Source organism: Halodurantibacterium daqingense, assembly GCF_042666235.1.
GTDB lineage: Bacteria > Pseudomonadota > Alphaproteobacteria > Rhodobacterales > Rhodobacteraceae > Halodurantibacterium > Halodurantibacterium daqingensis.
In genome coordinates this window covers 343001-367543 of the sequence record NZ_JBHTFQ010000003.1, presented here as the reverse complement: position 1 = coordinate 367543, position 24543 = coordinate 343001, and the positions used below count along the sequence as shown (strand labels likewise).

At 65.6% G+C, this 24543-nt stretch carries 24 protein-coding genes, 1 tRNA gene and 1 other RNA gene; 16 read left to right on the top strand and 10 right to left on the bottom strand.

The annotated features are described in order from the left end of the window. Positions 1 to 32: 32 nt before the first annotated feature. On the bottom strand, positions 33 to 1265 hold the full coding sequence (locus tag ACFQXB_RS07955; RefSeq protein ID WP_377401760.1) for an aminotransferase class V-fold PLP-dependent enzyme: 1233 nt from the start codon (positions 1263 to 1265) through the stop codon (positions 33 to 35). Positions 1266 to 1366: 101 nt separating this feature from the next. Here ACFQXB_RS07955 and ssrA point away from each other — a divergent pair. From ssrA to ACFQXB_RS07920, 7 genes are all read left to right on the top strand, one after another. After that, positions 1367 to 1720, top strand: a transfer-messenger RNA (tmRNA) gene (ssrA, locus tag ACFQXB_RS07950). Between the two features lie 77 nt (positions 1721 to 1797). Next, a complete protein-coding gene (locus ACFQXB_RS07945) occupies positions 1798 to 2562 on the top strand; it encodes a phytochelatin synthase family protein (protein WP_377401757.1) in 765 nt (254 codons plus the stop codon). A gap of 9 nt (positions 2563 to 2571) precedes the next feature. Continuing rightward, the gene (gene chrA, locus ACFQXB_RS07940) at positions 2572 to 3825 is read left to right on the top strand and encodes a chromate efflux transporter (protein WP_377401897.1); all 1254 of its coding nucleotides are present in this window, start codon (positions 2572 to 2574) and stop codon (positions 3823 to 3825) included. Between the two features lie 122 nt (positions 3826 to 3947). Further along, a complete protein-coding gene (locus tag ACFQXB_RS07935) occupies positions 3948 to 4403 on the top strand; it encodes an SspB family protein (protein WP_377401754.1) in 456 nt (151 codons plus the stop codon). 83 nt (positions 4404 to 4486) lie between these two features. Continuing rightward, positions 4487 to 5881, top strand: coding sequence for a class II fumarate hydratase (gene fumC, locus ACFQXB_RS07930; RefSeq protein ID WP_377401751.1), 1395 nt, complete (start codon positions 4487 to 4489; stop codon positions 5879 to 5881). A 4-nt stretch (positions 5882 to 5885) separates the two neighbouring features. Further along, the gene (locus ACFQXB_RS07925) at positions 5886 to 6086 is read left to right on the top strand and encodes a DUF4169 family protein (RefSeq protein WP_377401748.1); all 201 of its coding nucleotides are present in this window, start codon (positions 5886 to 5888) and stop codon (positions 6084 to 6086) included. Then, the gene (locus ACFQXB_RS07920; RefSeq protein WP_377401745.1) at positions 6083 to 6340 is read left to right on the top strand and encodes a ribbon-helix-helix domain-containing protein; all 258 of its coding nucleotides are present in this window, start codon (positions 6083 to 6085) and stop codon (positions 6338 to 6340) included. Before ACFQXB_RS07925 ends, ACFQXB_RS07920 begins: the two co-directional genes overlap by 4 nt. Here the strand turns inward: ACFQXB_RS07920 and ACFQXB_RS07915 are convergent. Genes ACFQXB_RS07915 through ACFQXB_RS07900 form a run of 4 tightly spaced genes read right to left on the bottom strand, consistent with a single transcriptional unit; the run spans position 6299 to position 11245 of the window. Continuing rightward, a complete protein-coding gene (locus tag ACFQXB_RS07915) occupies positions 6299 to 7810 on the bottom strand; it encodes a phospholipase D-like domain-containing protein (RefSeq protein ID WP_377401742.1) in 1512 nt (503 codons plus the stop codon). The genes ACFQXB_RS07920 and ACFQXB_RS07915 overlap by 42 nt on opposite strands. After that, entirely contained in the window at positions 7810 to 8559 is a 750-nt protein-coding gene (locus tag ACFQXB_RS07910; RefSeq protein ID WP_377401739.1) for an endonuclease/exonuclease/phosphatase family protein, read from the bottom strand. Before ACFQXB_RS07910 ends, ACFQXB_RS07915 begins: the two co-directional genes overlap by 1 nt. 36 nt (positions 8560 to 8595) lie before the next feature. Next, positions 8596 to 10425, bottom strand: a complete 1830-nt coding sequence (locus tag ACFQXB_RS07905) for an ABC-F family ATP-binding cassette domain-containing protein (RefSeq protein ID WP_377401736.1) — start codon at positions 10423 to 10425, stop codon at positions 8596 to 8598. Positions 10426 to 10483: 58 nt separating this feature from the next. Continuing rightward, positions 10484 to 11245, bottom strand: coding sequence for a GNAT family N-acetyltransferase (locus tag ACFQXB_RS07900; RefSeq protein WP_377401733.1), 762 nt, complete (start codon positions 11243 to 11245; stop codon positions 10484 to 10486). A gap of 101 nt (positions 11246 to 11346) precedes the next feature. On the opposite strand from ACFQXB_RS07900, the gene msrB reads away from it, so the two are divergent. Continuing rightward, complete coding sequence (gene msrB, locus ACFQXB_RS07895) at positions 11347 to 11745, top strand: peptide-methionine (R)-S-oxide reductase MsrB (RefSeq protein ID WP_377401730.1); 399 nt, start codon at positions 11347 to 11349, stop codon at positions 11743 to 11745. Between the two features lie 112 nt (positions 11746 to 11857). Here the strand turns inward: msrB and ACFQXB_RS07890 are convergent, their stop codons facing one another. After that, positions 11858 to 12313 (bottom strand): outer membrane protein assembly factor BamE, encoded by a 456-nt coding sequence (locus ACFQXB_RS07890; RefSeq protein WP_377401727.1) that lies wholly within the window; start codon positions 12311 to 12313, stop codon positions 11858 to 11860. Between the two features lie 115 nt (positions 12314 to 12428). Between ACFQXB_RS07890 and ACFQXB_RS07885 the strand changes: the two genes are divergently transcribed. The 8 genes from ACFQXB_RS07885 (at position 12429) to ACFQXB_RS07850 (ending at position 18054) form a co-directional block, all read left to right on the top strand. Then, on the top strand, positions 12429 to 13022 hold the full coding sequence (locus tag ACFQXB_RS07885; protein WP_377401724.1) for a YceD family protein: 594 nt from the start codon (positions 12429 to 12431) through the stop codon (positions 13020 to 13022). Positions 13023 to 13172: 150 nt separating this feature from the next. Then, positions 13173 to 13379, top strand: coding sequence for a 50S ribosomal protein L32 (rpmF, locus tag ACFQXB_RS07880; protein ID WP_377401721.1), 207 nt, complete (start codon positions 13173 to 13175; stop codon positions 13377 to 13379). Between the two features lie 21 nt (positions 13380 to 13400). Beyond that, the gene (plsX, locus tag ACFQXB_RS07875; protein WP_377401718.1) at positions 13401 to 14507 is read left to right on the top strand and encodes a phosphate acyltransferase PlsX; all 1107 of its coding nucleotides are present in this window, start codon (positions 13401 to 13403) and stop codon (positions 14505 to 14507) included. Then, entirely contained in the window at positions 14504 to 15478 is a 975-nt protein-coding gene (locus ACFQXB_RS07870) for a beta-ketoacyl-ACP synthase III (protein ID WP_377401715.1), read from the top strand. The genes plsX and ACFQXB_RS07870 overlap by 4 nt, the downstream gene beginning before the upstream one ends. A gap of 73 nt (positions 15479 to 15551) precedes the next feature. Beyond that, a complete protein-coding gene (gene ihfA / locus ACFQXB_RS07865; protein WP_377401712.1) occupies positions 15552 to 15854 on the top strand; it encodes an integration host factor subunit alpha in 303 nt (100 codons plus the stop codon). A gap of 21 nt (positions 15855 to 15875) precedes the next feature. Then, entirely contained in the window at positions 15876 to 16724 is an 849-nt protein-coding gene (locus ACFQXB_RS07860; protein ID WP_377401709.1) for a MerR family transcriptional regulator, read from the top strand. A 112-nt stretch (positions 16725 to 16836) separates the two neighbouring features. Beyond that, positions 16837 to 16914, top strand: a tRNA-Pro gene (locus ACFQXB_RS07855). 57 nt (positions 16915 to 16971) lie between these two features. Then, on the top strand, positions 16972 to 18054 hold the full coding sequence (locus tag ACFQXB_RS07850) for a 2'-deoxycytidine 5'-triphosphate deaminase (protein ID WP_377401706.1): 1083 nt from the start codon (positions 16972 to 16974) through the stop codon (positions 18052 to 18054). Here ACFQXB_RS07850 and ACFQXB_RS07845 read toward each other — a convergent pair. The 4 genes from ACFQXB_RS07845 to ACFQXB_RS07830 form a co-directional block, all read right to left on the bottom strand. Next, the gene (locus tag ACFQXB_RS07845; protein WP_377401703.1) at positions 18023 to 19390 is read right to left on the bottom strand and encodes a cytochrome P450; all 1368 of its coding nucleotides are present in this window, start codon (positions 19388 to 19390) and stop codon (positions 18023 to 18025) included. The two genes, ACFQXB_RS07850 and ACFQXB_RS07845, sit on opposite strands and share 32 nt — an antisense overlap. Beyond that, on the bottom strand, positions 19387 to 20619 hold the full coding sequence (locus tag ACFQXB_RS07840; RefSeq protein ID WP_377401700.1) for a hypothetical protein: 1233 nt from the start codon (positions 20617 to 20619) through the stop codon (positions 19387 to 19389). Before ACFQXB_RS07840 ends, ACFQXB_RS07845 begins: the two co-directional genes overlap by 4 nt. Before the next feature lie 73 nt (positions 20620 to 20692). Beyond that, positions 20693 to 21439, bottom strand: a complete 747-nt coding sequence (locus tag ACFQXB_RS07835; protein ID WP_377401697.1) for a cytochrome c biogenesis CcdA family protein — start codon at positions 21437 to 21439, stop codon at positions 20693 to 20695. Between the two features lie 144 nt (positions 21440 to 21583). Further along, positions 21584 to 24454, bottom strand: coding sequence for an Rne/Rng family ribonuclease (locus ACFQXB_RS07830; RefSeq protein ID WP_377401694.1), 2871 nt, complete (start codon positions 24452 to 24454; stop codon positions 21584 to 21586). Positions 24455 to 24543: the final 89 nt, after the last annotated feature.

Below are 24543 nucleotides of genomic sequence, written 5' to 3'. Positions count from 1 at the left end.
AGGGTCCGCTTGTTCAGGGCCCCCTGCGGGCCCTACAGCACCTCATCTAGTGCGGCGATCAGCCGGTCAACTTCTTCTTCTTCCGTGTAATGCACGAAGGACAGGCGCAGCACGCCGCGCGCCGGATCGATCCCCAGCGCCTGCAGCGGCCTCTGGGCATAGAAATCCCCGCCGCCGCACATGATCCCCTTGCGCCCAAGTGCCTCGGCCAGATCCTGCGGCGCCTGGCGCACCGGGACAAGCGCGACGGTCGGCGCACGTTCGGCCGCCGCCGCCGGCCCGATCAGCGTTACATCGTTGCGCCCGGCCAGATAGGCCAGCAGCGGCGTCAGAAGCCGCGTCTCATGCGCGCGCAACAGGTCATGCACGCGGGCCGCACGGGCGGCGGGCCCGTCGGCCGAGCGGCCGAAGTGATGATCGTGCAGCGCATCCCAGTAATCGGCCATGCCCGCGCAGGCCGCGATCTGCGCATGGTCCGGGCCTGCCGGGGTGAAACGTTTGGTCAGCACCGTGCCGTTGAAATGGTGCCCCTGGTTGGGCAGCGCCTCGGCCAGTGCGCGACGCACCACCATCAACCCCTGATGGGGACCATAGGTCTTGTAGGCCGAGAAAAGGTAGATATCCGCGCCCAGCGCGGCGACATCGGGAAGACCGTGCGGGGCATAGCTTACCCCGTCCACGCAGGAAACCGCCCCGGCCGCGCGGACCAGCGCCGTGATCTCTGCCACCGGGTTCACCTGCCCCACCACATTCGAACAATGCGGGAAACACACCAACCGCACCCGGTCATCCAGCAGCGTGGCAAGCGCCTGCGGATCAAGGCTGCCGGTCACCGGATCAATCTTCCATTCCCGGATCTCGATGCCCGCCGCGGCCAGGCGCCGCCAGGCACCGGAGTTCGCCTCGTGGTCCTGATTGGTAACGATGATTGCATCACCCGCCTTCAGATGTTCGCGGAAGGCCTGCGCCAGCACATAGGTATTGGCGCTGGTCGAGGGGCCGAAATGCAATTCGTCCCCGGCTACGCCAAGCATGGCCGAGAGCCGCGCCCGCGCCTCGTCCATCTCGGCGCCGCCAGCCTGCGAGGCCGCGTAAGGCGCATAGGGCTGCACTTTCCGCGCGCGGTAAAAGCGGGTCAGCCGGTCGATCACCTGACGGCAGGTGTAGGAACCACCGGCATTTTCAAAAAACGCCTGGCCCTGCAGCGAAGGCTCGGAAAAGGCGGGGAACTGGGCGCGGACGAAGGCAGTATCAAGGCTTGTCACGGGATGGCTCCGGTTACGGCGGGTGTCAGGCCCTCGTGATAGGCGGTTTTCACCCCTTGCGGAAGCGGCCCGATCCGACCCGCCGCCAAAGCCCCGCAGGGCCCCTTGAAGCGCGGCGCGGGCGGGCGTATATTCAGATTGTCCTTTCGGGGACTATGGCAATAAACGCGCTCGTAATAAGCGGATCGGACCCGGGGGCGGTACCCGGCGGCTCCACCAAATTCCCCGTCATTGGCGGAAACTGGGGCCGAAACAGGATCGACGAACGTCTAAAGGGGTAAGCTTTTGCTCGGTGAGGTACCACCGTTATCGGTCCGAAACGTACAGTTGCCAATGACAACCGTGCTCCGGCAATGGCTGTGGCTGCGTAAGCAGCTCCAGTCGCCGAAACTAAGTCCTTGCGCTTAGCCGCGTAAGGCGGGGTCCGCAGGCACCTGGCAACAGAAGCCTGCACTTTCCCTGCTTGATTAACGCTTGCGTCGTCACGGACGGCATGTAGCATCGCCGCACATCCGCACGAAAGGATCCGCCGATGCCGCAGAGCCTGCCGCCTGCCCTGATTTCCATCGCGCTGATGGGTCTGGGCCCCATGGCCAAGGCCGAGGAGGCGCTGCCCAAGCTTGGGCCCGATGCTGTGCCCCTGACCGCGGAAACCACCTATCTTCGCCTGGCCCCGGCGGCAGATTACTGGGCCTTTTCCGCCTTCGTGGCACCGCAGATCACCGATTCCGCCTGTTCGCTTGCAGCGGTGACGGCGGCGATCAACGGCCTGCGCGGCCTGCCCGCCGAAGCCGAAAGCCCGATCCTGACGCAGGAAGCCCTTCTGGACGCGGTGAACAGCGACGACTGGCGCCGGGCAACGGCCCAGGATGGCGATGGCGTGCGTTTCGATGACCTGCTGACCTATACCGCCGCTGCACTTGCCGCGACTGGCCTTGACCATCTCGAGGCCACCCGGTTCCGTCCCCTCGATGACAGCGACGACACGCGCGCGGCCCTGCACGCGCTGCTTGAGGCCAACGAGGCCAGCGCCGAGGATGCGCTGCTGGTCTATTACAACCAGGGCGTCGTGACGGGCGACTGGGATGGCCCGCATGTGGCGCTGATCGGGGCCTATGACCTGATCAGCGAACGCGTGCTGATCCTCGAAGTTGACCGCGAATGGTACATTCCCTACTGGACGGCGACGGAGACCCTTCTTGCCGCGATGCTGCGCCCGGCCCCGGAGGTGCACGGCCCTCTCGCCGGCGAAACCGGCGGCCTGGTGCATATTCATCCCGCAGAAACCGGAGACTGACAGGTGACAATGCCAACCCAGGCCGAGGCCACGCGTGTCTTTGCGCGCATCGGGCTTCTGTCCTTCGGCGGGCCGGCAGCGCAGATCGCGCTCATGCATCGGGAACTGGTGGAAGACCGTCCCTGGCTGAGCGAGAAGGAATATCTGGGCGCGCTGTCCTTCTGCATGCTGCTGCCCGGCCCCGAGGCGATGCAGCTTGCCACCTATGCGGGATGGAAGCTGCACGGCATCCGCGGTGGCCTGATCGCCGGGCTGCTGTTCGTGCTGCCGGGCGCGGCCGTGGTGCTGGCACTGGCGATCGCCTACGGGCTGTTCGGGCAGGTTCCGCTGGTGCAGGCGCTGTTTCTCGGCGTCAAGGCGGCGGTCGTGGTGATCGTGATCGAGGCGCTGCTCAAGGTGTCGCGCCGCGCCCTGAAGCAGCGTGCGCACTGGATCATCGCGGGGCTTGCCTTTCTGGGGATCTTTGCGCTGCACCTGCCCTTTCCCGTCATCATCGCGCTGGCGGGTCTCTGGGGGTTCCTGACCAGCCGTGGCGACCAGTCCACGCCGCCCCCGATGCAACCCGTGCGCACCGGCAGCACCATCCTGCTGTGGCTGGCGATCTGGCTGGTGCCGCTGGCGCTGCTGGCGTTGCTGGAAGGCGGGATCCTCACCCAGATCGGCTGGTTCTTCGCCAAGCTTGCCGTGGTGACCTTCGGCGGCGCCTATGCGGTGCTGGCCTACATGACGCAGGCGGTAGTCAACGATCACGGCTGGCTGACCACCGCCGCGATGATGGACGGGTTGGGGCTTGCCGAAACCACGCCGGGGCCGCTGATCCTGGTGACCGAGTTCGTGGCCTATCTGGCCGCCTTCCAGGCCGGCGGCATCGGCCTTGGGATCGCGGGGGCGATCATCGCGCTCTGGATGACTTTCGTGCCCTGCTTCCTGTGGATCTTTGCCGGCGCGCCCTATCTTGGCTGGATCTCAAGCCGTCCACGCCTGACGGGGGCGCTTTCGGCGATCACGGCGGCAGTGGTGGGGGTGATCCTGAATCTCTCGCTCTGGTTTGCGGCGCATGTGTTCTTCGGCGAGGTCGGCAGCGCCGGATTCGGCCCGGTCCGTGTCATCGCGCCGGTTGTCACCACCCTTGATCCCGTCACGGTGGCGCTGGCGCTGATTGCCGGCTGGGTCATCCTGCGGCGCCACTGGTCCCTGCCCGCAGCACTCGCGCTCTGTGCGGCGCTGGGGCTTGCGGCGACGCTGGTGCCCGGGGGCGTCTGAGCCTTGGGGGCCACAACCGGGGGCAGAGTTTTCGCAACCCTGGGCAACCTGAAAAATCGCGCTCGGCCCCTTCCTTTCCCCCTCGAATCCCCTATGCTGGCCGAAAATCCGAGGGGACGTCTATGCCGCGAACGATCGATTACGGAAACCTGATGCACCATGCGATGCGTGGGCTCATACGCCAGGTTCTGGACTCGGTCGCGCGCCATGGATTGCCGGGTGAGCACCACTTCTTCATCACCTTCGACACCAATCATGCCGGTGTCGCCTTGGCCGACTGGCTGCACGACCGCTATCCCGGTGAGATGACCATCGTTCTTCAGCATTGGTTCGACAATCTGCAGGTGGATGACGACGGCTTTGCGGTGACGCTCAACTTCGGCGACCAGCCCGAACCGATGTATATTCCCTTCGACGCGATCCGCACCTTTGTCGATCCCTCGGTGGAGTTCGGCCTGCGCTTCGAGACACATGAGGCGGACGAGGACGACGAAGAGGACGAGGACGAGCAGCCCGACGACGATCCGCCCCCCCCGGCCGGAGAGGTCGTGCGGCTGGACCGGTTCCGCAAGAGCTGAGCCGCCGTATACCGCCGCATACCGATTGCTTTTGGCCTGGCACCGCCCTATGACATGCGCAGTTCTTCCCAGGAGGCTTGCCCATGACCGCAACCCGCACCGAATCCGACAGCTTTGGCCCGCTTGAGGTCCCCGCCGACAAGTACTGGGGCGCGCAGACCCAGCGTTCGATCCAGAACTTTCCCATCGGCTGGGAAAAGCAGCCCATCGCGATCGTGCGGGCGCTTGGCGTCGTGAAGAAGGCCTGTGCGCTGGTCAACATCGAACAGGGCAATATCGACGCGAAGCTGGGCGAGACCATCGCCGCCGCCGCGCAAGAGGTGATCGACGGCAAGTTCGATGACAATTTCCCGCTGGTCGTGTGGCAGACCGGTTCGGGCACCCAGTCGAACATGAACGCGAACGAGGTCATCTCGAACCGTGCGATCGAGATGCTGGGTGGCGAGATCGGCTCGAAAAAGCCGGTGCACCCGAACGACCATGTGAACATGGGCCAATCCTCGAACGACACCTTCCCCACGGCAATGCATGTCGCCATCGGCATGATGGCGCGCGATGTGCTGCTCCCGGGGCTGGAAAAGCTGCATGCGGCCCTTGTCGCCAAGTCGCAGGAATTCAAGGACATCATCAAGATCGGCCGCACCCATACCCAGGATGCGACGCCGCTGACGCTGGGCCAGGAATTCTCGGGCTATGCGCATCAGGTCGCCAAGGGGATCGAGCGGGTCAAGGCCTGCCTGCCCGACATCTATGAACTGGCACAGGGCGGCACCGCCGTCGGAACCGGGCTGAACACCCGCAAGGGCTGGGATACGGCCGTGGCCGCGCGCATTGCAGATATCACCGATCTGCCCTTCGTCACCGCCCCGAACAAGTTCGAAGCCCTGGCCGCCCATGACGCGATGGTCATGTTCTCGGGCGCGCTCAAGACCGTGGCGGCAAGCCTGTTCAAGATCGCCAACGACATGCGGCTGCTCGGCTCGGGCCCGCGGTCGGGGCTGGGCGAGCTGATCCTGCCCGAGAACGAGCCCGGCAGCTCGATCATGCCCGGCAAGGTGAACCCGACGCAGGCCGAGGCACTGACCATGGTTTGCGCGCATGTCATGGGCAATGACGCGGCCATCGGCTTTGCCGGCAGCCAGGGCCATTTCGAGCTGAACGTCTATAACCCGATGATGTCCTACAACGTGCTGCAATCCATGCAGCTTCTGGGCGATGCGGCGGGCAGCTTCACCGACAACATGGTCGTCGGCACCCAGGCGAATACTCAGCGCATCGAGAAGCTGATGAAGGAAAGCCTGATGCTGGTGACGGCGCTTGCCCCCACCATCGGCTATGACAACGCGACCAAGGTGGCCAAAACCGCGCACAAGAACGGCACCACCCTGCGCGAAGAGGCAATCGCCCTTGGCTTCGTCGATGGCGAAACCTTCGACCGGGTTGTGCGCCCCGAAGACATGATCGGCCCGAAGGACTGACCTCATGGGCGATCTCGTCAATCTCCGTCAGGCCCGCAAGCAGCGCGAACGTGCCGCGCAGCGGGCCCGCGGCGACGAGAACGCCGCCCGCTTCGGCCGGAGCAAGGCCGAGCGGGAACAGGACGCGGCGCGGGCCGAAAAGGCCCGCGCGCATCTGGACGGACATCGGCGCGATCCGGATACCCCCCAGGACACCCCGGAATGAGCCGCCGCCCCGAGAAGCATTCCCTGACGCTTCGGGGCCACCGCACCAGCGTCTCGCTCGAGCCCGAATTCTGGCAGGCATTCCGCGACATCGCCGCCCACCGTGCCATCGCCATCAACGTCCTTGCCGCCGAGATCGATGCCGGGCGGCCGCCCGAAGTCGGGTTGGCGTCGGCGATCCGGGTGCATGTGCTGCACCACTTCCGGCAGCTGTCAGAGAAAGCGGTGGATCGGCAGATGCCCGATCACCCATGACAGCCCACGGCGCAGGGCCGTCGCATCGGGTTCATGGCCCAGTTCCGAGCCGTCATGCAGGCGCCAGCGCAGCCAGCGGCCTTGCAGATAAAGGTCGAACGCCTGATCGGGGGCACTTGCACGGTCGATCTCGCCTTCCAGTTCGGCGACAAGTTCCGGGATCTCGAACAGGATGCCCATTTCGGTGTTCAGAAAGGCCGACCGCAGATCGTAGTTGAACGAGCCGATGAAGCCCGTCTTGCCATCGACCACGAATTCCTTGCCGTGCAGCATCTCGCCCCGGCGCCCCTGATCATCGGGCGGCGCGAATTCGAAAATCCGGACGCCCTTTTCCAGAAGCGGCCGGCGATAGCGGCGATAGGCACCGTGCACGACCAGATGATTGGTTGCGGCAAGGGCGTTGGTGATGACCTCGACCTGCACGCCCCGCGCTGCAAGCCCCTGCAGAAAGCCCACATCCTCGCGCCCCGGAACGAAATAGGGCGTCACCATCCGCACCCGGGTGGTGGCCTGTTCGAACATCGGGCGCAGCGCCTGGGTGATCCAGCGCTCCCGGTGCTGGCCCTGCGCCTTTTCCGGCGGATCGATCAGCACCCGCACCTGATCGGACCAGTGCAGGCCCGCCGTCAGATCCGGCACCGCAGGCAAGCGCGCCAGGTAATCGCGCGCCCGGCCGGCATCGACACCCGCCTGAAGCCGCCGGCGATAGCGCCCCAGATCCGCCTCATAGCCCAGCCAGAGCGCGGCAATGGGCAGCGCCATCGGGCTATTCCAGTAGCTGTCGAACCCGGTCTGCAGCGTGGCCACGGCCTCGCCCATCACCACAAGCTCCGAGTCACGGGAATTCCGGCGCCGCGCCCGGGTGGCGCCGAAATAGGTGTCGCCGATGTTGCGCCCGCCCACCAGCGCCACCCGCGCATCGGCGATCCACGACTTGCAATGCATCCGTCGGTTATAGCGCACCAGTGCCAGGATCATCTCGGCCCCGCGACGCAGTGCGTTGCGGCGGTTCAGGACCGGATTGAACACCCGCACCTCGACCAGCGGATGCCGGTTCAATGCGAGATAGCCGCGGTCAAAGCCCTGGGTATTCACGTCATCCAGAAGGATGCGTACCCGCACGCCGCGATCAGCAGCGGCCAGAAGCTCGTGAATCAGCAGCCTGCCGGTCAGATCATCGCGCCAGATGTAATAGAGCATGTCGAGGCTGCGCCCGGCGCGGCGGATCGTCTCCAGGCGAAGGGCGAAAGCGCGGCGATTGTCCACGACCAGCCCCAACCCTGTCTGCCCCGGCCGCGCACCCACCACCGGCAGCGCCAGACGGTCAAGATCCGTATCTTCGCCGGGCGGCAGCGAATAGGCCTCAAGGCCCCGGGCCTTGCGCGCGAACCGGCCAAAGGACCAGAGCGCCAGCATCGAGGCGAGCGTGAAGGCAATCGCCGCCAGAACAAGCCACCATGCCCAATGCATCAGGCACGCAGTCGCAGGCGGGCCTTGATCGGCAGGTGGTCCGAGGCGATGCGCGACAGCGGGCTGTCATGCGGCGTCAGATCCCGGATCTCGGCGCGCGAACAGCCGAAGATCCGGTCAAGCGGGAACACGGGGCGTCGCGCAGGAAAACTGGCGACCATGGCCCCCTCGGCGCCATAGTGGTCGCGCAGCGGAGCAAGCGAGCAATCAGGCCCGCGCCGCCATTCGTTCAGATCCCCCAGAAGGATCGTCGGACGGTCTTCGGCTCCGGCCTGTGCCTCGACCAAGGCACGGGTCTGAAGCAGGCGCGACCCCTTGAGAAGCCCCAGATGCGCGGCAACCACCCGCAGCGGCTTGCCGCCGATGCGCAGATCGACCATGACGGCGCCGCGCGGCTCAAGCCCGGGCAGATCGATGGGGCGAACCTCATCCACCTCGGCATCGCGCAGAAGCACCACATTTCCGTGCCAGCCATGCGCGCGGTGGCCCTTGCGACTGGGCAGTTCCACCGGCGTCAGCCCGGCCAGATCCTTCAGCGCATCAAGATCCAGAACGCCCGCCCGATCGCCAAAGCGGCGGTCGGCCTCCTGCAGCGCGATCACGTTGGGCGCGATTTCGCCGATCACACGGGCGATGCGCGCCGGGTCGCGGCGCATGTCCAGCCCGACACCCTTGTGAACATTGTACGAGGCGACCAGAAGGTCGCGATCAAAGACGTGGGGGTCGATGTCCTGCGCCGGCTTGTTCATGGCATGAACATGGGAAGAAAATGCGCGCGAGGCAAGTCAGCCACCGGCCTTTTCCTCAAGCATCATCCATTCTTCCTCGGCGTCCTGCAGGGCCTGCTGCCGCTGGGCGAGCATTTCCGTGGCCTTCTTGAACTTGATCGGCTCGCGGCTGAACAGGTCGGGATCCGACAGCAGCTCGGACAGCTTTCCGATCTCGGCCTCGAGCCGTTCGATGATGCCCGGCAGCGCCTCGAGCCGGTGGCGCTCGGTGTAGCTGAGCGCTCCCTTCGTCGGGCTGGGCTGCGCTGCGGGCGCCGGGGCGGGGGCAGGCTTGGCACGGCCAGCAGCGGCTGGGGACTGTCCCGCCGGAGTCGCAGCAGCACTGCGCTGCGTCTGATAGTCGCTCCATCCACCGGCATAGGCGGTGGCGCGGCCATCGCCCTCCATCGCGATGGTCACGGTGGCGACCCGGTCGATGAAGTCGCGATCGTGGCTGACCAGAAGCACCGTTCCGTCATATTCGCCCAGAAGATCCTGCAGAAGATCAAGCGTTTCCACATCAAGATCGTTCGTCGGTTCGTCCAGAACCAGAAGGTTCGATTCCCGCGCCATGATGCGGGCCAGCAGCAGCCGCGCGCGTTCGCCACCCGACAGCGCCTTGACCGGCGCCCGCGCCTGACGTTCGTCGAACAGGAATTCCTTGAGATAGCCGACCACATGGCGCGGCCGCCCGCGCACCATGACCTGATCGGCCTGGCCCGAAACACCCATCAGCGGATCGCCGGTCAGGCTTTCCCAGAGCGTCGCCTCGGGATCCAGTTTCGCGCGGGTCTGATCAAACACCGCGATTTCCAGATTGGTCCCAAGCCGAACCTCGCCCGCGTCGGGCGCCACCTCGCCGGTCAGCATGCGCAAAAGCGTGGTCTTGCCCACCCCGTTCGGCCCCACGAAGGCAACGCGGTCGCCACGTTGCACGCGCAGCGAGAAGTCATCAAGGATCACCTTGTCGCCAAACCGTTTCGAGATATGGCGCGCCTCGGCCACCAGCTTGCCCGATTGCGGGCCGGCCTCGAAGGCCATCTCGGCCACGCCCTGACGGCGGATCTGCTGCGACCGTTCATCCCGAAGCGCCGCGAGGGCGCGCAACCGGCCCTGGTTGCGTTTGCGCCGGGCGCTGATCCCTTCCACGGCCCAGCGGGCCTCGGCCTTGATCTTGCGGTCCAGCTTGTGCCGGGCCTCGTCCTCGGCGGCCCAGACTTCGTCACGCCAGGCCTCGAAGGCTTCAAAGCCCTTCTCCTGCCGCCGTGCCTGCCCCCGGTCGATCCAGAGCGTTGCGCGCGTCAGGGCGCGGAGAAAGGCGCGGTCGTGCGAGATGAGCACATAGGCCGTACGGGTCTGCGAAAGCTCGTCCTCAAGCCAGCGGATCGCCTCGATATCCAGATGGTTGGTCGGTTCGTCCAGAAGCATGAGTTCGGGCGCCTCGGCCAGAAGCTTGGCAAGCGCCGCCCGCCGCCTTTCCCCGCCCGAGGCGGTCTCGACGGCGGCATCGGGGTTGAGCTTCAGCCCCTCGGCGACCATGGCCACGCGGTATTCCTCGCCCGGCTCAAGCCCGCTGGTGGCATAGTCGCCCAGGGTGGCAAAGCCGGAAAGGTCCGGGTCCTGTTCCAGATGACCCACGCGAACCCCCGGCGGGATGACGCGGCTGCCGCGATCGGGTTCAAGCAGCCCGGCCATGATCTTCATCAGCGTCGATTTGCCCGAGCCGTTCCGCCCCACAAGGGCGACGCGGTCGCCTTCCTGGACGACCAGATCGAGCCCGTCGAAGATCGGTTCACCGCCGAAGGTCAGCGAAATGTCGGAAAGTTGCAGAAGGGGTGCGCGTGCCATGGCCGTGGGCTATCCGCCCCGCAGGCGCCCGTCAACGGGTGCCAGTGCGAAACCCGCATCAGGCAGTTGCTGTGGCGCGCAGCAGCCGCGCCCGTGCGGGCGGAATTGCGCCGATCTCGAGCCCGGTGAACACATGCAGCGTCGCCAGATCTCGGTCCACGACGGCGTGATCGCTGACCCATCCCCCCATGGCGAGGTAGGACCGCAGCAACGGTGGCATCGCGCGCATCGCCCGCCCCGGATCCGGAATCAGTTGCCGCAGCAGGCGTCCGAACCGGAAAACGTCAGGTGCCTTGACCCGCGGCTGCCAGCGATCAGGCGCCATATGGTTGCGGGCCAGAAGCGCGAAGGCATCGCGATAGCTGTCCCCATCAGTCCCGTTGAACGACGAACAGCCGAACAGAAGCTCGATCCCCTCTTCATCCACGACGCGCGCCAGCGCCGCCCAGGCGATGCGCAGGATATCGGGATCGCGCCAGTCGGGATGGATGCAGAACCGCCCCAGTTCGGCCATCCGCCCGGGATAGGCGGCAAGCGCCGAAAGCTCGTAATACTGCGCGGAATAGCTGTCGCCGATGCGTCCCCCGCCCTCGAGCATGAGCAGCCGGAAACAGCAGACCAGAACGCCCGAGGGAACGTGTTCCACCAGCAGGTGACGGCAAGATGCGTCAAAGCCATCACGCTCAAGCGCCATGCCCGGCCGGGCAGGCAGACCGCGCCCGGTGACGAAGCACTGATGGCGAAGGGCCTGGGCCGCCTCGATATCCTCGGCCGACTCGGCGAAGCGCGCGGTGAACCGTCCCCTTGCCAGCGCCAGCATGGCCGGCCCCCTTCGTGACTTGGCGGCGCAGACCGCGCCCCCTAGATTACCAGGACTCATGTAAAGAACAAATGTGACAGCCCTTCGGAAAGTAAAGCCACATGCCCGACAAGATTCGCAAGACAGATGACGAATGGCGCGCCCAGCTTGACGATCTGACCTACAAGGTCACCCGTCGCCACGGCACGGAACGCGCCTTTACTCATGACAACTTCCCGAAAGAGCCCGGAACCTTCCTCTGCATCTGCTGTGGTGCACCGCTGTTCGATCAGGCCACCAAGTTCGACAGTGGCACCGGCTGGCCTTCGTTCTACGCTCCGCTTGATGAAAGCGTGATCGGCCTGTCCGAAGACCGCAAGTTCTTCATGCGCCGCACCGAGGTTCATTGTGCCCGATGCGAGGCCCATCTGGGCCATGTCTTTCCGGACGGGCCCGCGCCGACCGGGCTGCGCTATTGTCTGAACGGGGTGGCGCTTCGCTTCGAACCCCAAGAAGGCTGACCATCCTTCGCGCCGGCGCCGCACCGACACGGCGGCCGACAGGATGGTCTGATCGGGTGGCCTCGTCCACGCCGCGATGATGGGCGGCGTGGACGATCCCGCGGTCGAGCGATCAGTCGATCAGCTGTTCGGCGCGCAGGTTGCCCAGGTTGCCCAGAAGCTGCCCGATCACGCTCACACCGCGAATGTTCGTTTCGGTGACCCGCCGCGACAGCACGACCGCACGGCCCTGCTCCAAGCCGAAGCGCTCGATATTGGCAACCGTTCCGGCCTGGTCAAAGCTGATCGCCACGACCTGGCGGTCGATCTCGCGCGGTGCGCCGATGCCGCCATGGCGATAGCGGCTTTGAACGTAATACCAGGCCCCGTCCTGCAGCAGCGCCGAGGATGCGGGGCGTCCGACAATTTCCGCCACCGTGTCACGCGTGTCGCGGCCGACGCTGATCTGCGCCAGTTCATTGTCCGTCGGTGTATAGCCGTGGTTGCGGTAGATATCCGCACAGGCCGCAGCCGACAGGGCAAGAAGCCCTACCATCGCGCCGCGTACCGCCCGTCCGAGCCTGCCCATCGCGCCCCCTTGCCTTGTGTGCCCAAGCTTCATATCTCGGATTACAGAAGCTTTGCCTTCTGTTCAAGAAAGGAACGTGCCGCGGCCTGCGGTGCCAGCCAGGAACCCTGCCGCCATGACCGAAGCCTCTGCCCTGCCCTTCTCGCATCCGCTGCGTGTCGCCGATCTGCCGACGCGAAAGCCGACGCGGTTTTCGATCACGCCGTCGGCGCCCGAACTTGCGACCATCGCCGCCGCGATCGGCGCCGATGCGCTGCGAAAGGTGCAGCTGACCGGCGAACTGCGCCCCCTCGGCCGTACCGACTGGGAGCTTGAAGCCCAGCTGGGTGCAACGGTCGTGCAGCCCTGCATCGTGACCCTCGCCCCCGTTACCACCCGTATCGAAGAGCCCGTCGCCAGACGGTGGCTGCGGGATCTGCCCGAACCCTCGGGTGACGAGATCGAGATGCCCGAGGACGACACGCAGGAGCCCCTGGGTGCCGTCATCGACCTTGGCGCCGTCCTGACCGAGGCGCTGGCGCTGGCGATGCCGCTTTATCCGCGCGCCCCGGATGCCGAACTGCGCGAGGCCGTCTTTACCGAACCCGGCAAGGCCGCTCTGAACGACGAGTCCGTGAAACCCTTTGCCGGCCTTGCCGAACTGCGTGCACGGCTGGCGGGCGACGGCGAGGGCGGCCCCGATCAGGGCAGCGGAACGGGCGGCGCCTGAAAACGTCCAGAAAACTCTTGCGCCCGGCCAGAATCCCAGTATGTTCCCGGCCTCGTTTGAAGCATGGGTTTCGGGCAACGGTCCGCAGGAATCTGTGTCTGAACTTTGCAAGAATCTGGGGCTCTGCCCCCCATAACCCGAGGTTGTGACATGGCTGTCCCTCAGAACCGAGTAACGAAGTCCCGCCGCAACATGCGTCGTGCGCATGACGCGCTGGTCGCGGCGAACCCCAACGAATGCAGCAACTGTGGCGAGCTGAAGCGCCCCCACCACGTCTGCGGCGCCTGTGGGCACTATGACGACCGTCAGGTCATCGCGGTGACCGAAGAAGTCGATCTGGACGAAGACGCGGCGTAAGCCAGGCGTCCGGCACCCCGCATGATGGATACACGCGATCCTCAGACCAAGGGTGCAGGCCGCATCGTCATTTCCGTTGACGCGATGGGCGGAGATCGCGGCCCGGCGGCAGTTGTCGCCGGTATTGCCGCATCTGCCGACAAGAATCCCGACATCGGATTCATCCTGCATGGCGACGAACAGGTGCTGGCTCCGCTGATCGCGCGGCGCCGGGGTCTGTCGGAGCGGTGTGAACTGCGCCATGCGCCGCGCGTGGTTCAGATGCACGAAAAGCCAAGCCACGTGATGCGGCATGGCGAAGGCACCTCGATGTGGTCGGCCATTGAAGCCGTCCGCAACAAGGAGGCCACCGTCGCCGTGTCCTGCGGCAATACCGGCGCGCTCATGGCGCTGTCGATGGTGCGGCTGCGCCGGCTGCCCGGCGTAAACCGCCCGGCCATCGCCTGCCTCTGGCCCTCGCGCAATCCGCATGGCTTCAACGTGATGCTGGATGTGGGCGCCGATATCCGCGCCGATGCCGAAGATTTGCTTCAATATGCGCTTATGGGCGCCGCCTATGCCCGCAACGGCCTGGCGCTGGTAAGGCCGCGGGTCGGTCTTCTGAACGTCGGCACCGAAGAACACAAGGGTCGCCCGGAGCTGCGCGTCGCAGGCGAGATGATCGCCGCCGCTGCCGAGGCCGGCGGCTATGAATATGTGGGCTATGTCGAAGGGGTCGATATTCCGGGCGCGCGCTGCGATGTGATCGTTACCGATGGCTACACGGGCAACATCGCGCTCAAGACCGGCGAGGGCACCGCGCGCCTGATCAGCTCGCTTCTGCGCGAGGCTTTCCAGAAGACCCCGATGTCGCGCTTCGCGGCGCTTCTGGCCCTGCCGTCGCTGAAACGTCTGCAGAAACGCATCGATCCGCGCCGCGTGAACGGCGGGGTCTTTCTTGGCCTCAACGGCACGGTGGTGAAATCGCACGGATCGGCCGATGCCACCGGGGTTTCCGCGGCGGTCAAACTGGCCTTCAAGCTTGCCCAGTCCGGTTTCCAGGATCGGCTGGCCGCACGGGTTGCATCGGCGGTTCAGTCCGGTCAGGATGCGGCCTTGTCTGAACAAAGAAACGGTGGGGCCGCATGACCATTCGCGCCGTCGTCCGGGGCGTCGGGCATTATCTGCCTGAACGCGTGGTCCCGAACTCGGAATTCGAAAAGACGCTGGACACGAGCGATGAGTGGATCCGCTCGCGGTCGGGGATCGAGCGGCGACATTTCGCCGCCGAAGGTGAGGCCACGTCCGATCTTGCCACCCATGCCGCGCGGGCCGCGCTTCGCGATGCCGGCCTTGAACCGCAGGACATCGACGCGATTGTCGTCGCGACTTCGACCCCGGACTTCACCTTCCCGTCCGTCGCGACAATGGTGCAGGGCAACCTGGGCATGACCTCGGGCTTTGCCTTTGACGTGCAGGCTGTCTGCGCCGGGTTCGTCTTTGCGCTCTCGAATGCCAACGCCATGATTCAGACCGGCCAGGCGCGCAGGGTTCTGGTCATCGGGGCCGAAACTTTCAGCCGGATCATGGACTGGACTGACCGCGGTACCTGCGTGTTGTTCGGGGATGGCGCCGGGGCGCTGGTGCTTGAAGCGCAGGAAGGTACCGGCACCAATGCCGACCGGGGCATCCTGTCGATGGATCTCAATTCGGATGGACGCCATCGCGACATCCTTTATGTCGATGGCGGCCCTTCGAGCAATCAGAGCACGGGCGTCCTGCGCATGCAGGGCAAGGAAGTGTTTCGTCACGCCATTGAAAAGCTTGCGCAAACGGCCCATACCTCGCTTGCCCGTGCAGGGCTTTCGCCCGAAGATGTCACCTGGATCGTGCCGCATCAGGCCAATCTTCGCATCATCAAGGGCACGGCGCAGAAGATGGGCCTGGACATGGATCGGGTCGTGGTGACGGTGCAGGATCACGGCAACACCTCGGCCGCCTCGATCCCGCTTGCGCTGTCGGTCGGCAAGGAACGCGGACAGATCCATGAGGGCGACGTGATCGTTACCGAAGCGATCGGCGGCGGACTTGCCTGGGGATCGGTCGTTCTCCGCTGGTAGGGCCCGGACCCAAGCCATTGATATTGACAGCGGTTTTGTCTTTCCCCATGCTTGGCCAAAATCGGGGGAAATCATGGGCGAAAAGACACTGACCCGCATGGATCTGAGCGAGGCCGTGTTCCGCGAAGTCGGTCTGTCACGCAACGAATCCGCGCAGCTTGTTGAAAGCGTTTTGCAGCACATGTCCGACGCGCTTGTTGCCGGTGAACAGGTCAAGATCTCCTCGTTCGGGACATTCAGCGTTCGTGACAAGGCGGCGCGGATCGGTCGCAACCCCAAGACGGGGGACGAGGTTCCGATTTCTCCGCGGCGCGTGCTGACGTTCCGGGCCTCGCATCTGATGAAGGACCGGGTCGCGGCCGGCAACAAGCGCTAGGGCGAAACACTGGTAAAGAGTATGGAAAAGTCCCGCGAGGCCTTCAGAACGATCAGCGAGGTCGCGGACTGGCTCAGCACGCCCTCACATGTGCTGCGCTTCTGGGAAACGAAGTTTCCCGAGGTGCGGCCGATCAAGCGCGCCGGGGGGCGCCGCTATTATCGCCCCAGCGACATGGTGCTTCTGGCGGGGATAAAGAAGCTTCTGCATGAAGAAGGCATGACAATCCGGGGCGTGCAGAAGCTTCTGAATGAACAGGGGGCCAAGTTCGTCTCCAGCCTGGCCGATGCGCCGGGCGAGGACGCCTTCGGCAGCCCGGCGCTTCAGGGGCAGATCCTTGACAGTGACAGCGCCGAGGACGAGGCGCCGATGATACTTGATGCCATGGAAGAACCCGCGCCCAAGGCCCCTGCCAATGTGGTGATGCTGCGCGCCGCGCGCCCTCGCCCCACCACGCCCGAACAAGGCATGCGGGATGCGGCCGGGCAGAACAGGCGCGCCGCCAGCGTTGCGCCGGATCCGTCGCATTCGCCGGATGATGCGGCGCGCGACACGACGGACACGCTTGCCAGGAGCGACGAGTCGCATGAGGCTGAATCCGTGCCGCAATCGGCCGTTGCGCCAGAGCAGGTGACCGTCGCAGATGTTCCGCAGGAAACCGACGCGGCGCTTGCGCAAGCGGCTGTGCAGGCGGAACCTGCCGAAAAACGCGGAGAACAGGAAGCCCCTCCCCAGCCCCACGCCTGGACCGACCGACGTCTTGCCGCGCGGCTGAGGAATCTTCCCGAAGGAGCCATAGCCGACCGGGGCAAGCTTCGCGCACTGCGCGACCGTCTGGCGCTGCTGCGTGACCGGCTGCGCACGCCGTAGAGCCGAGCAAGCCTCTGGGTGGAAAGGGTTTCCGCTTTTTTTGCCGTCTGGAAACCCGTTTGGCCGCTTTCGCGCTTGCCCCTGCCGACAAAGTCAGTATGTATGCCCGCGTCGGGCCGTGGCGCAGCCTGGTTAGCGCGTCCGTCTGGGGGGCGGAAGGTCGCGAGTTCGAATCTCGCCGGCCCGACCAACAAGGAAACGCCCGTGGCAGCAATGCCGCGGGCGTTCCTGCATCAAGGGGCAAGACATGAACCAGATCGGCGTTCTTCCGGCACAGACCCTGCGCGACATGGTCGCCCGCGGGCAGATCCGGCCCGATGCGCCGCTGCTTCAGGATCAGGTGCAGCCCGCGAGCCTCGACCTGCGGCTTGGCACGGTTGCCTATCGGGTGCGCGCCTCGTTTCTGGCGGGCGCCGGGCGCAGCGTGGCCGAGCGCCTCCAGGAATTCGAAATGCACCGCGTCGATCTTGCCGACGGCGCCGTCCTGGAAAAGGGCTGCGTCTATGTGGTGCCCCTGATGGAGCATCTGGCCCTGCCAAGGGACATACAGGCGGTTGCCAATGCCAAAAGCTCCACCGGCAGGCTTGATCTGCTGACGCGGACCATCACCGACGGCGGGACCGAGTTTGACCGGATTCCCGCCGGCTATGCCGGCCCGCTTTATGCCGAGATCTGCCCCCGCTCCTTTTCGGTGCTCGTCCGGCCGGGGATGCGGCTGAACCAGATCCGGTTTCGCCGCGGTCATGCCGTGCTTGCCGATGATGAACTGCGCGCGCTTCACAAGGCGCATCGGCTCGTATCAGGCGAGGCGGTCATCTCGGACGGGCTGGGCTTTTCGGTGGATCTGCGCCCCGCCGGCACCGACCTTGTCGGATGGCGCGCCAAGCCGCATACCGGCGTCATCGATCTGGACCGGCTGGGCGCCTATCAACCGTCGGCCTTCTGGGAGGAGGTACGCAGCCAGGACGGGCAGATCATCCTTGATCCGGGTGCTTTCTACATCCTCGTAAGCCGCGAGGCGGTGCATATCCCTCCGACCCATGCGGCGGAAATGGCGCCCTACCTGGCGATGGTGGGCGAATTCCGGGTGCATTACGCAGGATTCTTCGACCCGGGCTTCGGCCATGCGGCAGCGGGCGGTCAGGGATCGCGCGGCGTACTGGAGGTGCGCTGCCACGAGGCGCCCTTCGTGCTGGAACATGGTCAGATCGTCGGGCGGCTGGTCTACGAGCGGATGGCCGAGGTTCCCGAAACGCTTTATGGCGCCGGCATCGCCTCGAACTATCAAGGCCAGGGGCTCAAACTGTCAAAGCACTTTCGCGCGGGCTGATCCGCAGCCAGATTCCGTCCCTTGCCCGTACCGTCAGATGCGCGACCGGCATCGGCACCTTTCCGGGCACTGTTTCGAAACGCAGGCTGCGCACCAGCATCGCCAGCAGCAGCACCCCTTCCGCCATGGCGAATCCTGCCCCCGGGCAGACCCGCGCCCCCGACGAGAACGGCATGTAGGCGCCGCGCGCCGAGGCGCGCCCCGGATCGGTCTGCCATCGGTCAGGATCGAAATCATCCGGCCTGTCCCACAGACGCTCGTGCCGGTGCAGATGCCAGGGCGACAGAACGAACTGCCCGCCCGGCGCAACATCGCGATCGCGAAACTGCTCTTGCATCAGGTTCTCGCGCACCATCATTGGCACCGGCGGGTAAAGGCGCAGCGCCTCGCGGAACACATCCCGGGTAAAGCGCAGCCGCGACAGGGCCGCAAATTCGGGCGTCAGGCCCGCGGCTTCGTTCGCCACGCGGGCCTGCGCCTCGGGGAACAGCGCCAGAAGGTAAAGCGCCCAGCCCAGCGCCGAAGCACTGGTTTCATGGCCGGCCAGAAAGAAGATCGCCACCTGATCGACCATTTCGGCGGTATCGAACCGTGCGCCGGTTTCGGGATCGCTGGTGGTCATGATCTTCGTGGCCAGATCGTCGGGCGCGCGGCCTGCGGCGATCTCGGCCATCCGCGCCGCCGTCAGGTCGGTGATCAGCCCACGGATCACCCGCGCCGCGCGAAGCGTCGAACGGCGGTGCAGGCGCGGCAGCCAGCGCGCGAAGGGCAGCAGCGCCGCCACATTCACGATCGGCTGGTTGCGCTGATAGGCACGAAACTCGCTGAAGACACGCGACGCGATCTCATGCTCGATGGGTATCGAGAACAAGGTGCGAAAGATGACATCTGCCGCCGCATGGCTGGCCTCCTGCTCGACCTCGACAAGGCCCGGGCTCTGGCTGGCCAGCCGCGCCGTCGCCGCCTCGGCCGCCGCCCACATTGCCGGGAAGGTGTCGCGCAGCCGTCCGCCTTCAAACGCAGGATCAATGATGCGCCGCTGACGTTTCCACACCGGGCCATTGGTCACGAAAACCGAATTGCCCAGAAGCGGCGCAAGCCCGTGGCGGACCCTTTCGGATTTCGGGAAATCGTCGGGCCGTTCGTTCAGGATCACCCGCAGGACCGATGGGTCGTTGACGACAAAGCTGCGGAAGAAGGGCGTCCGGAATTCGGCCATCCAGGCGCGATAGAGCCGCGCCGGATGCGCGGAAAGCAGGTCCTGCCGGAACAGCCGGACGTAGCGCCAGAAAGAGACCTTGTCCGGGCGGGCCGGCGGCTTGGGCGGACGGATCATTCGGGCGCGCGCCCCAGATGCGGCGACAGCACCGTTTCCTTCCGCTGCGCCGAGGGCTGGCGCCCTGCAAACCGCGCGGCAAGGCTGCGCGGGCCGCCGGTGATCAGGAAATAGTCATAATCGCCCGGCTTGTCGAAGGCGCACAGATACTGGAAATGCAGTCGGAAAAAGCGCCGCCGCAACCGTGCCCAGGTTTCGGGCAGAAGAGTCTGGCTGAACGCCGCCGACAGCACCAGCGGCCAGCGTTTGCCCGGCCCCGCCGCCCCTGACACCGCAACCGGGTCGCACAGAGCATAGCAGCAGCCATCGGCCGGGGCGGAGATGTCGATCCAGGTGATTTCGTCCCGCTCGGACAGGTAATGCAGATCGGCGCGCAATCGCGCGGCATCAGGCAGAAAGCTTTGCATCGGCACCGCCTGCCCCAACGACAGGAAGGCCAGAAGCGGCCCGTCCGGGCGGCAATGGCCCGCGCGGATCACATCGGCAAGGATCGACACCCCCAGATGCACGCCCGAAGAATGGCCGACGACCAGCACCTCGTCGACATCCTCGGACAGGGCCGCGCCGATCAGGGCCACGAACGCGGCCATGCGTTGCTCCAGTTCCGGCGGGTTTTCACCCAGATGCCGGGCAGTGAAGGCATAGTCATGCAGCAGGTAATAGACGAACAGCTTGCCGTCCATCTGGCGAAACTTCCACAGCACCGGCGGCACCACCACAAGGCCAAGCGGCAGCGCGACCCAGTGCGGCAGCCGCTGCGCGGCCAACCACCAGATCAGTCCGGCCAAGCCCAGAGCCACGGCCAGTTGCCCCAGCAGCATCACCACCGGATACATCGCGGTGATCACCGGCCCCTTGCGCAGCCGGAACAGCCGCGTCATCACCCCGGTCGAGAGATAGATCCAGAAGGTGCGCACCAGGAGCAGGTAGGTCGCCAGCACGCCCATGTTCATCGACTGGCGCACGATATCCGTCCAGTGCAGGATATGTATCCGGCTGCGGGTCTCGGACCCGTCTGCGACGATCTCGATATCCCAGCCATAGGGTTCATCGCGCCCGGCGCGCGGGGTCAGCGCGAGGCTGTAGCCCGAAATCTCCGCCTGACGGGCGCCCTCCTTGCGGTAAAGCTCGCGGTAGCGGCGGGGCGGGAACGGGTCATAGCCCGGCAGGTAGAACACCACCCTGCGCCGGACCGGCCGATCCGCCCGTGCGGCAAGTTTGTCGTCCATGCATGTCCCTCTCTCGGGCACAAGCTAGGGGAAAGACCCGACGAAGTTAAGCCCTTGCTGCGGGGCAGCATCGCTATCCAAGAACGCTGAGCGCCGGGAAGGTTTCAAGCAGCCACCACGAAAAGGCCGAGAAGGCGCCCGTCAGCAGCGCAAGGCCCACAGCGATCAGCAGGATACCCGAGACGCGCTCAATGGTTTTCATGTGCCGCTTCAACCGGTTCATCACGCCGATCGCCCGCTCGATGAACAGCGCCGCCAGCAGGAAGGGAATGCCGAGGCCTGCTGCATAGATCCCCAGAAGCGCCGTGCCCCTGGCGACCGAGGCCTCCGAGGCTGCCAGCGACAGGATCGCCCCCAGTTGCGGACCGATGCAGGGCGTCCAGCCAAAGGCAAAGGCCAGCCCCAGCACATAGGCACCGGCCGCCGACCCCCCGTGATCGCCGGCATCCAGCCGTGCCTCGCGGTCAAGAATCGGGATGCGGAACACGCCCAGGAAGTGCAGCCCGAACACGATCACCACAACGCCCGAGACCTGGGCGAACACCTCCTGGTTTCGCAGGAAGAACATTCCCATCGCCGAGGCCGTGAAGCCCAGGATCAGGAACACCGTCGAGAGGCCCATCACGAAGAACAGCGCCGGAAGCACGGCGCGGCGCCGTTTTTCTCCCCGCAGATCGGTCATCGAGATCCCGCCCATATATGCAAGATAGGGTGGGACAATGGGCAGGACGCAGGGGCTCAGGAAGGACAGGACGCCTGCCAGCAGCGCCACCGTCCCGGCCGGCACGAGCCCGGCATCCAGAAGATCGATTCCGAACATGATGATCCCTTTCCGACCCCCGCTTACGCGATCCGGCGCCGCGCGTCACGCGACGCAGAGTCACATGGTCGTAAGCCGGGACGCCGGGGCGCAAAGAAAAACGCCGGGGCGCGAAGGCCCCGGCGTCCGATCAAGTCGCCCGGTTCAGCGACCGAGGTTCCACCAGCCCCTGCGCTTCGGCCGGTCGCTTTCAGGCGTCTCGCCTTCCGATCCTGCAACCTGCAGCTCCTCGGAGGGCGTGCCGGTATCCTCGGCCGAAACCGGTTCGGGCAGGACCGGGGCAGCCTCGGGCAGGGATTGCTCCGCCTCTGCCTTTTGCGCGGCAATGGCGGCCGGTTCCGCGGCGCCCACCATTTCGGCTGCGGGCCCTGCCGCCGTCGCGGGTTCCGCCTCGGTCTCGGTAGTGGCTGCCGGTGTCGCCCTGGGCTCCGGCGCGGCCTCGGCCCTCGCGGTCGCATCCTGTGCGGGGATTTCGCCGGCATCATGCACTGCGGCCGCGGGTTCGGGATTGGCCTCGGCAAAGGCCGAGGCCGCTTCTCCTGCCGCCGCTGCCTCTGCCATGCGAGCGGCCTCTTCTGCCTCGGCAGCAAGCTGCGCCTTGGTCTTGCGGCTGCGCGTCCGCTTGGGCTTGGCCGGCGCGGCCTCAGCTGCGGGCTCGACGGCAGGTTCCTCCGCTGGAGCCGCCTCGGCCGGGACCTGCGGTGCCTCTGCCTCGGGCTGCGCCGGCTTCCTGCTCCGGCTCCGGCTGCGCGAGCGGGTGGTCTTCGGCGTCTCGGCAGCGACCGTTTCTGCTGCCGGGGGTTCCGCCACTGCTGCAGCATCGGCTTCCGCATCGGCAGCCGGGGTTTCCTCGGTCACGGCCGTGGCAAGATCCTGGGCGGCATCACCTGCTTCCGGTGCGGTATCGGCCTCATCTTCGACCGTGTCGTCGCGAAGCTCGGTGCCGTTACTGCCGTTCGACCCCCGACGCCGGCGCCGGCGGCGCTTGCGCTTCTTGCCGTTGCCCTCGCCCTCGGTCGCCTCGGCCTCGGCCGGCGCCGCGGTTTCGGTCACTACATCCTCTTCGATGTCCTCTTCCTCGACCTCGGGCATGGCCGACGTATCCACCGATACAACCGGAGAAACGACCTCGGCCACAACCCGCGTCGCGGTCTTGAACTTCTCGATCGAGAAGTTCGGGCTCACCAGCGTCGGATCAACCTCGATCCGAACTGCCATGCCATACCGGGCCTCGATCTGGGCGATGTGCTCCCGCTTCTGGTTGATGAGGAAGTTGACCACATCCACCGGCGCCTTGAGCAGCACCTCGCGCGAACGTTTGCGCGTGCCCTCCTCCTCAAGCTGGCGCAGGATCGACAGGCCAAGGCTGTCGTCCGACCGGATCAACCCGGTGCCGTGGCAATGCGGGCACGGCTGGGTCGTGCTTTCGATCATGCCGGGGCGCAGGCGCTGGCGGCTCATTTCCAGAAGGCCAAAGCCCGAAATCCGCCCCACCTGGATGCGGGCGCGATCGGTCTTGAGCTTGTCCTTGAGCTTCTTCTCGACGGCAGCGTTGTTCTTGCGCTCTTCCATGTCGATGAAGTCAATGACGATCAGGCCGGCCAGATCACGCAGGCGCAGCTGGCGGGCAATCTCTTCGGCCGCTTCAAGGTTCGTCTTGAGCGCGGTGTCCTCGATCGAGCCTTCCTTGGTCGCCCGGCCCGAGTTCACGTCGATCGCCACCAGCGCCTCGGTCACGCCGATCACGATATAGCCACCGGATTTCAGCTGCACGGTCGGATTGAACATGCCCGAAAGGTAGCTTTCCACCTGATGCCGGGCGAACAGCGGCAGCTGGTCGGTGTAATGCTTCACGTTCTTGGCGTGGGACGGCATGATCATCTTCATGAAGTCCTTGGCCACGCGATAGCCCTCGACACCCTCGACCAGAACCTCATCGATCTCGCGGTTGTAAAGATCACGGATCGAGCGCTTGATCAGATCACCTTCCTCGTAGATCGGGGCTGGTGCGATCGACCTCAGCGTCAGTTCGCGGATCTGTTCCCACAGACGCACGAGGTATTCGTAGTCGCGACGGATCTCGGTCTTGGTGCGTTGCGCGCCCGCCGTGCGCACGATCAGGCCGGCGCCTTCCGGAACCTCGATCTCGGCGGCGATTTCCTTCAGCTTCTTGCGGTCCGCGGCATTGGTGATCTTGCGCGAGATGCCGCCCCCGCGGGCGGTGTTCGGCATCAGCACACAGTAACGGCCGGCAAGCGACAGATAGGTGGTCAGCGCCGCACCCTTGTTGCCGCGCTCTTCCTTCACCACCTGCACCAGCATGATCTGGCGCACCTTGATCACTTCCTGGATCTTGTAGCGACGGGGGCGCGGCTTGCGCGGCTGGCGGATTTCCTCGCTCACATCCTCGTCCGCAATCGACTCGATCTCCGAGTCGATCTCGGTCGCATGATCGACGGCGGCATAAGGCTGCCCGTCCTCATCGGCCTGACGATCGGTGCGGTCAGGACCCGTGTCGCCCTCGTCACGGTCGTGAACAAGGCCGGCGCCGTCCTGATCCTCGCCGAGATCGACGACATCCATGCTGCTGGGCGACCGCTGGGTTGCATCCTGTTCTTGGATTTCGCCGGTCTGTACGGCATCATCGCTTGCCAGGGCTTCCGCCTTGGGCGCAGGTTTGCGGCTGCTGCGACGCGGGCGGTTTTCCTCTTCCTCCTGCGCACGGGCATAGGCGCGTTCTTCTTCCAGAAGCGCCTGACGGTCCGCAGTAGGGATCTGGTAATAATCCGGATGGATCTCCGAGAAGGCCAGGAACCCGTGCCGGTTCCCGCCGTAATCCACAAAGGCCGCCTGAAGCGAAGGCTCTACCCGTGTTACCTTGGCGAGGTAGATATTGCCGGCAAGCTGCCGTTTGTTTGCGGTCTCGAAATCGAATTCCTCGACGCGCGTTCCGTCCACCACCACGACGCGGGTTTCCTCCGCGTGGGTGGCATCGATAAGCATTTTCTTGGCCATAGTCTTCCATTGCACCGGCGCAATCGGCCTGCCCCCGCGCCAAGGCGCAGGGTCAGATCCGGTTGAAGCGGGTGATCTGTTGAGGCGAT

Coding starts and splice junctions, on each gene's coding strand:
- ACFQXB_RS07945 (WP_377401757.1), top strand. CDS start 1,798: ATGCCGCAGAGCCTGCCGCCTGCCCTGATTTCCATCGCGCTGATGGGT.
- chrA (WP_377401897.1), top strand. CDS start 2,572: ATGCCAACCCAGGCCGAGGCCACGCGTGTCTTTGCGCGCATCGGGCTT.
- ACFQXB_RS07935 (WP_377401754.1), top strand. CDS start 3,948: ATGCCGCGAACGATCGATTACGGAAACCTGATGCACCATGCGATGCGT.
- fumC (WP_377401751.1), top strand. CDS start 4,487: ATGACCGCAACCCGCACCGAATCCGACAGCTTTGGCCCGCTTGAGGTC.
- ACFQXB_RS07925 (WP_377401748.1), top strand. CDS start 5,886: ATGGGCGATCTCGTCAATCTCCGTCAGGCCCGCAAGCAGCGCGAACGT.
- ACFQXB_RS07920 (WP_377401745.1), top strand. CDS start 6,083: ATGAGCCGCCGCCCCGAGAAGCATTCCCTGACGCTTCGGGGCCACCGC.
- ACFQXB_RS07915 (WP_377401742.1), bottom strand. CDS start 7,810: ATGCATTGGGCATGGTGGCTTGTTCTGGCGGCGATTGCCTTCACGCTC.
- ACFQXB_RS07910 (WP_377401739.1), bottom strand. CDS start 8,559: ATGAACAAGCCGGCGCAGGACATCGACCCCCACGTCTTTGATCGCGAC.
- ACFQXB_RS07905 (WP_377401736.1), bottom strand. CDS start 10,425: ATGGCACGCGCACCCCTTCTGCAACTTTCCGACATTTCGCTGACCTTC.
- ACFQXB_RS07900 (WP_377401733.1), bottom strand. CDS start 11,245: ATGCTGGCGCTGGCAAGGGGACGGTTCACCGCGCGCTTCGCCGAGTCG.
- msrB (WP_377401730.1), top strand. CDS start 11,347: ATGCCCGACAAGATTCGCAAGACAGATGACGAATGGCGCGCCCAGCTT.
- ACFQXB_RS07890 (WP_377401727.1), bottom strand. CDS start 12,313: ATGGGCAGGCTCGGACGGGCGGTACGCGGCGCGATGGTAGGGCTTCTT.
- ACFQXB_RS07885 (WP_377401724.1), top strand. CDS start 12,429: ATGACCGAAGCCTCTGCCCTGCCCTTCTCGCATCCGCTGCGTGTCGCC.
- rpmF (WP_377401721.1), top strand. CDS start 13,173: ATGGCTGTCCCTCAGAACCGAGTAACGAAGTCCCGCCGCAACATGCGT.
- plsX (WP_377401718.1), top strand. CDS start 13,401: ATGATGGATACACGCGATCCTCAGACCAAGGGTGCAGGCCGCATCGTC.
- ACFQXB_RS07870 (WP_377401715.1), top strand. CDS start 14,504: ATGACCATTCGCGCCGTCGTCCGGGGCGTCGGGCATTATCTGCCTGAA.
- ihfA (WP_377401712.1), top strand. CDS start 15,552: ATGGGCGAAAAGACACTGACCCGCATGGATCTGAGCGAGGCCGTGTTC.
- ACFQXB_RS07860 (WP_377401709.1), top strand. CDS start 15,876: ATGGAAAAGTCCCGCGAGGCCTTCAGAACGATCAGCGAGGTCGCGGAC.
- ACFQXB_RS07850 (WP_377401706.1), top strand. CDS start 16,972: ATGAACCAGATCGGCGTTCTTCCGGCACAGACCCTGCGCGACATGGTC.
- ACFQXB_RS07845 (WP_377401703.1), bottom strand. CDS start 19,390: ATGATCCGTCCGCCCAAGCCGCCGGCCCGCCCGGACAAGGTCTCTTTC.
- ACFQXB_RS07840 (WP_377401700.1), bottom strand. CDS start 20,619: ATGGACGACAAACTTGCCGCACGGGCGGATCGGCCGGTCCGGCGCAGG.
- ACFQXB_RS07835 (WP_377401697.1), bottom strand. CDS start 21,439: ATGTTCGGAATCGATCTTCTGGATGCCGGGCTCGTGCCGGCCGGGACG.
- ACFQXB_RS07830 (WP_377401694.1), bottom strand. CDS start 24,454: ATGGCCAAGAAAATGCTTATCGATGCCACCCACGCGGAGGAAACCCGC.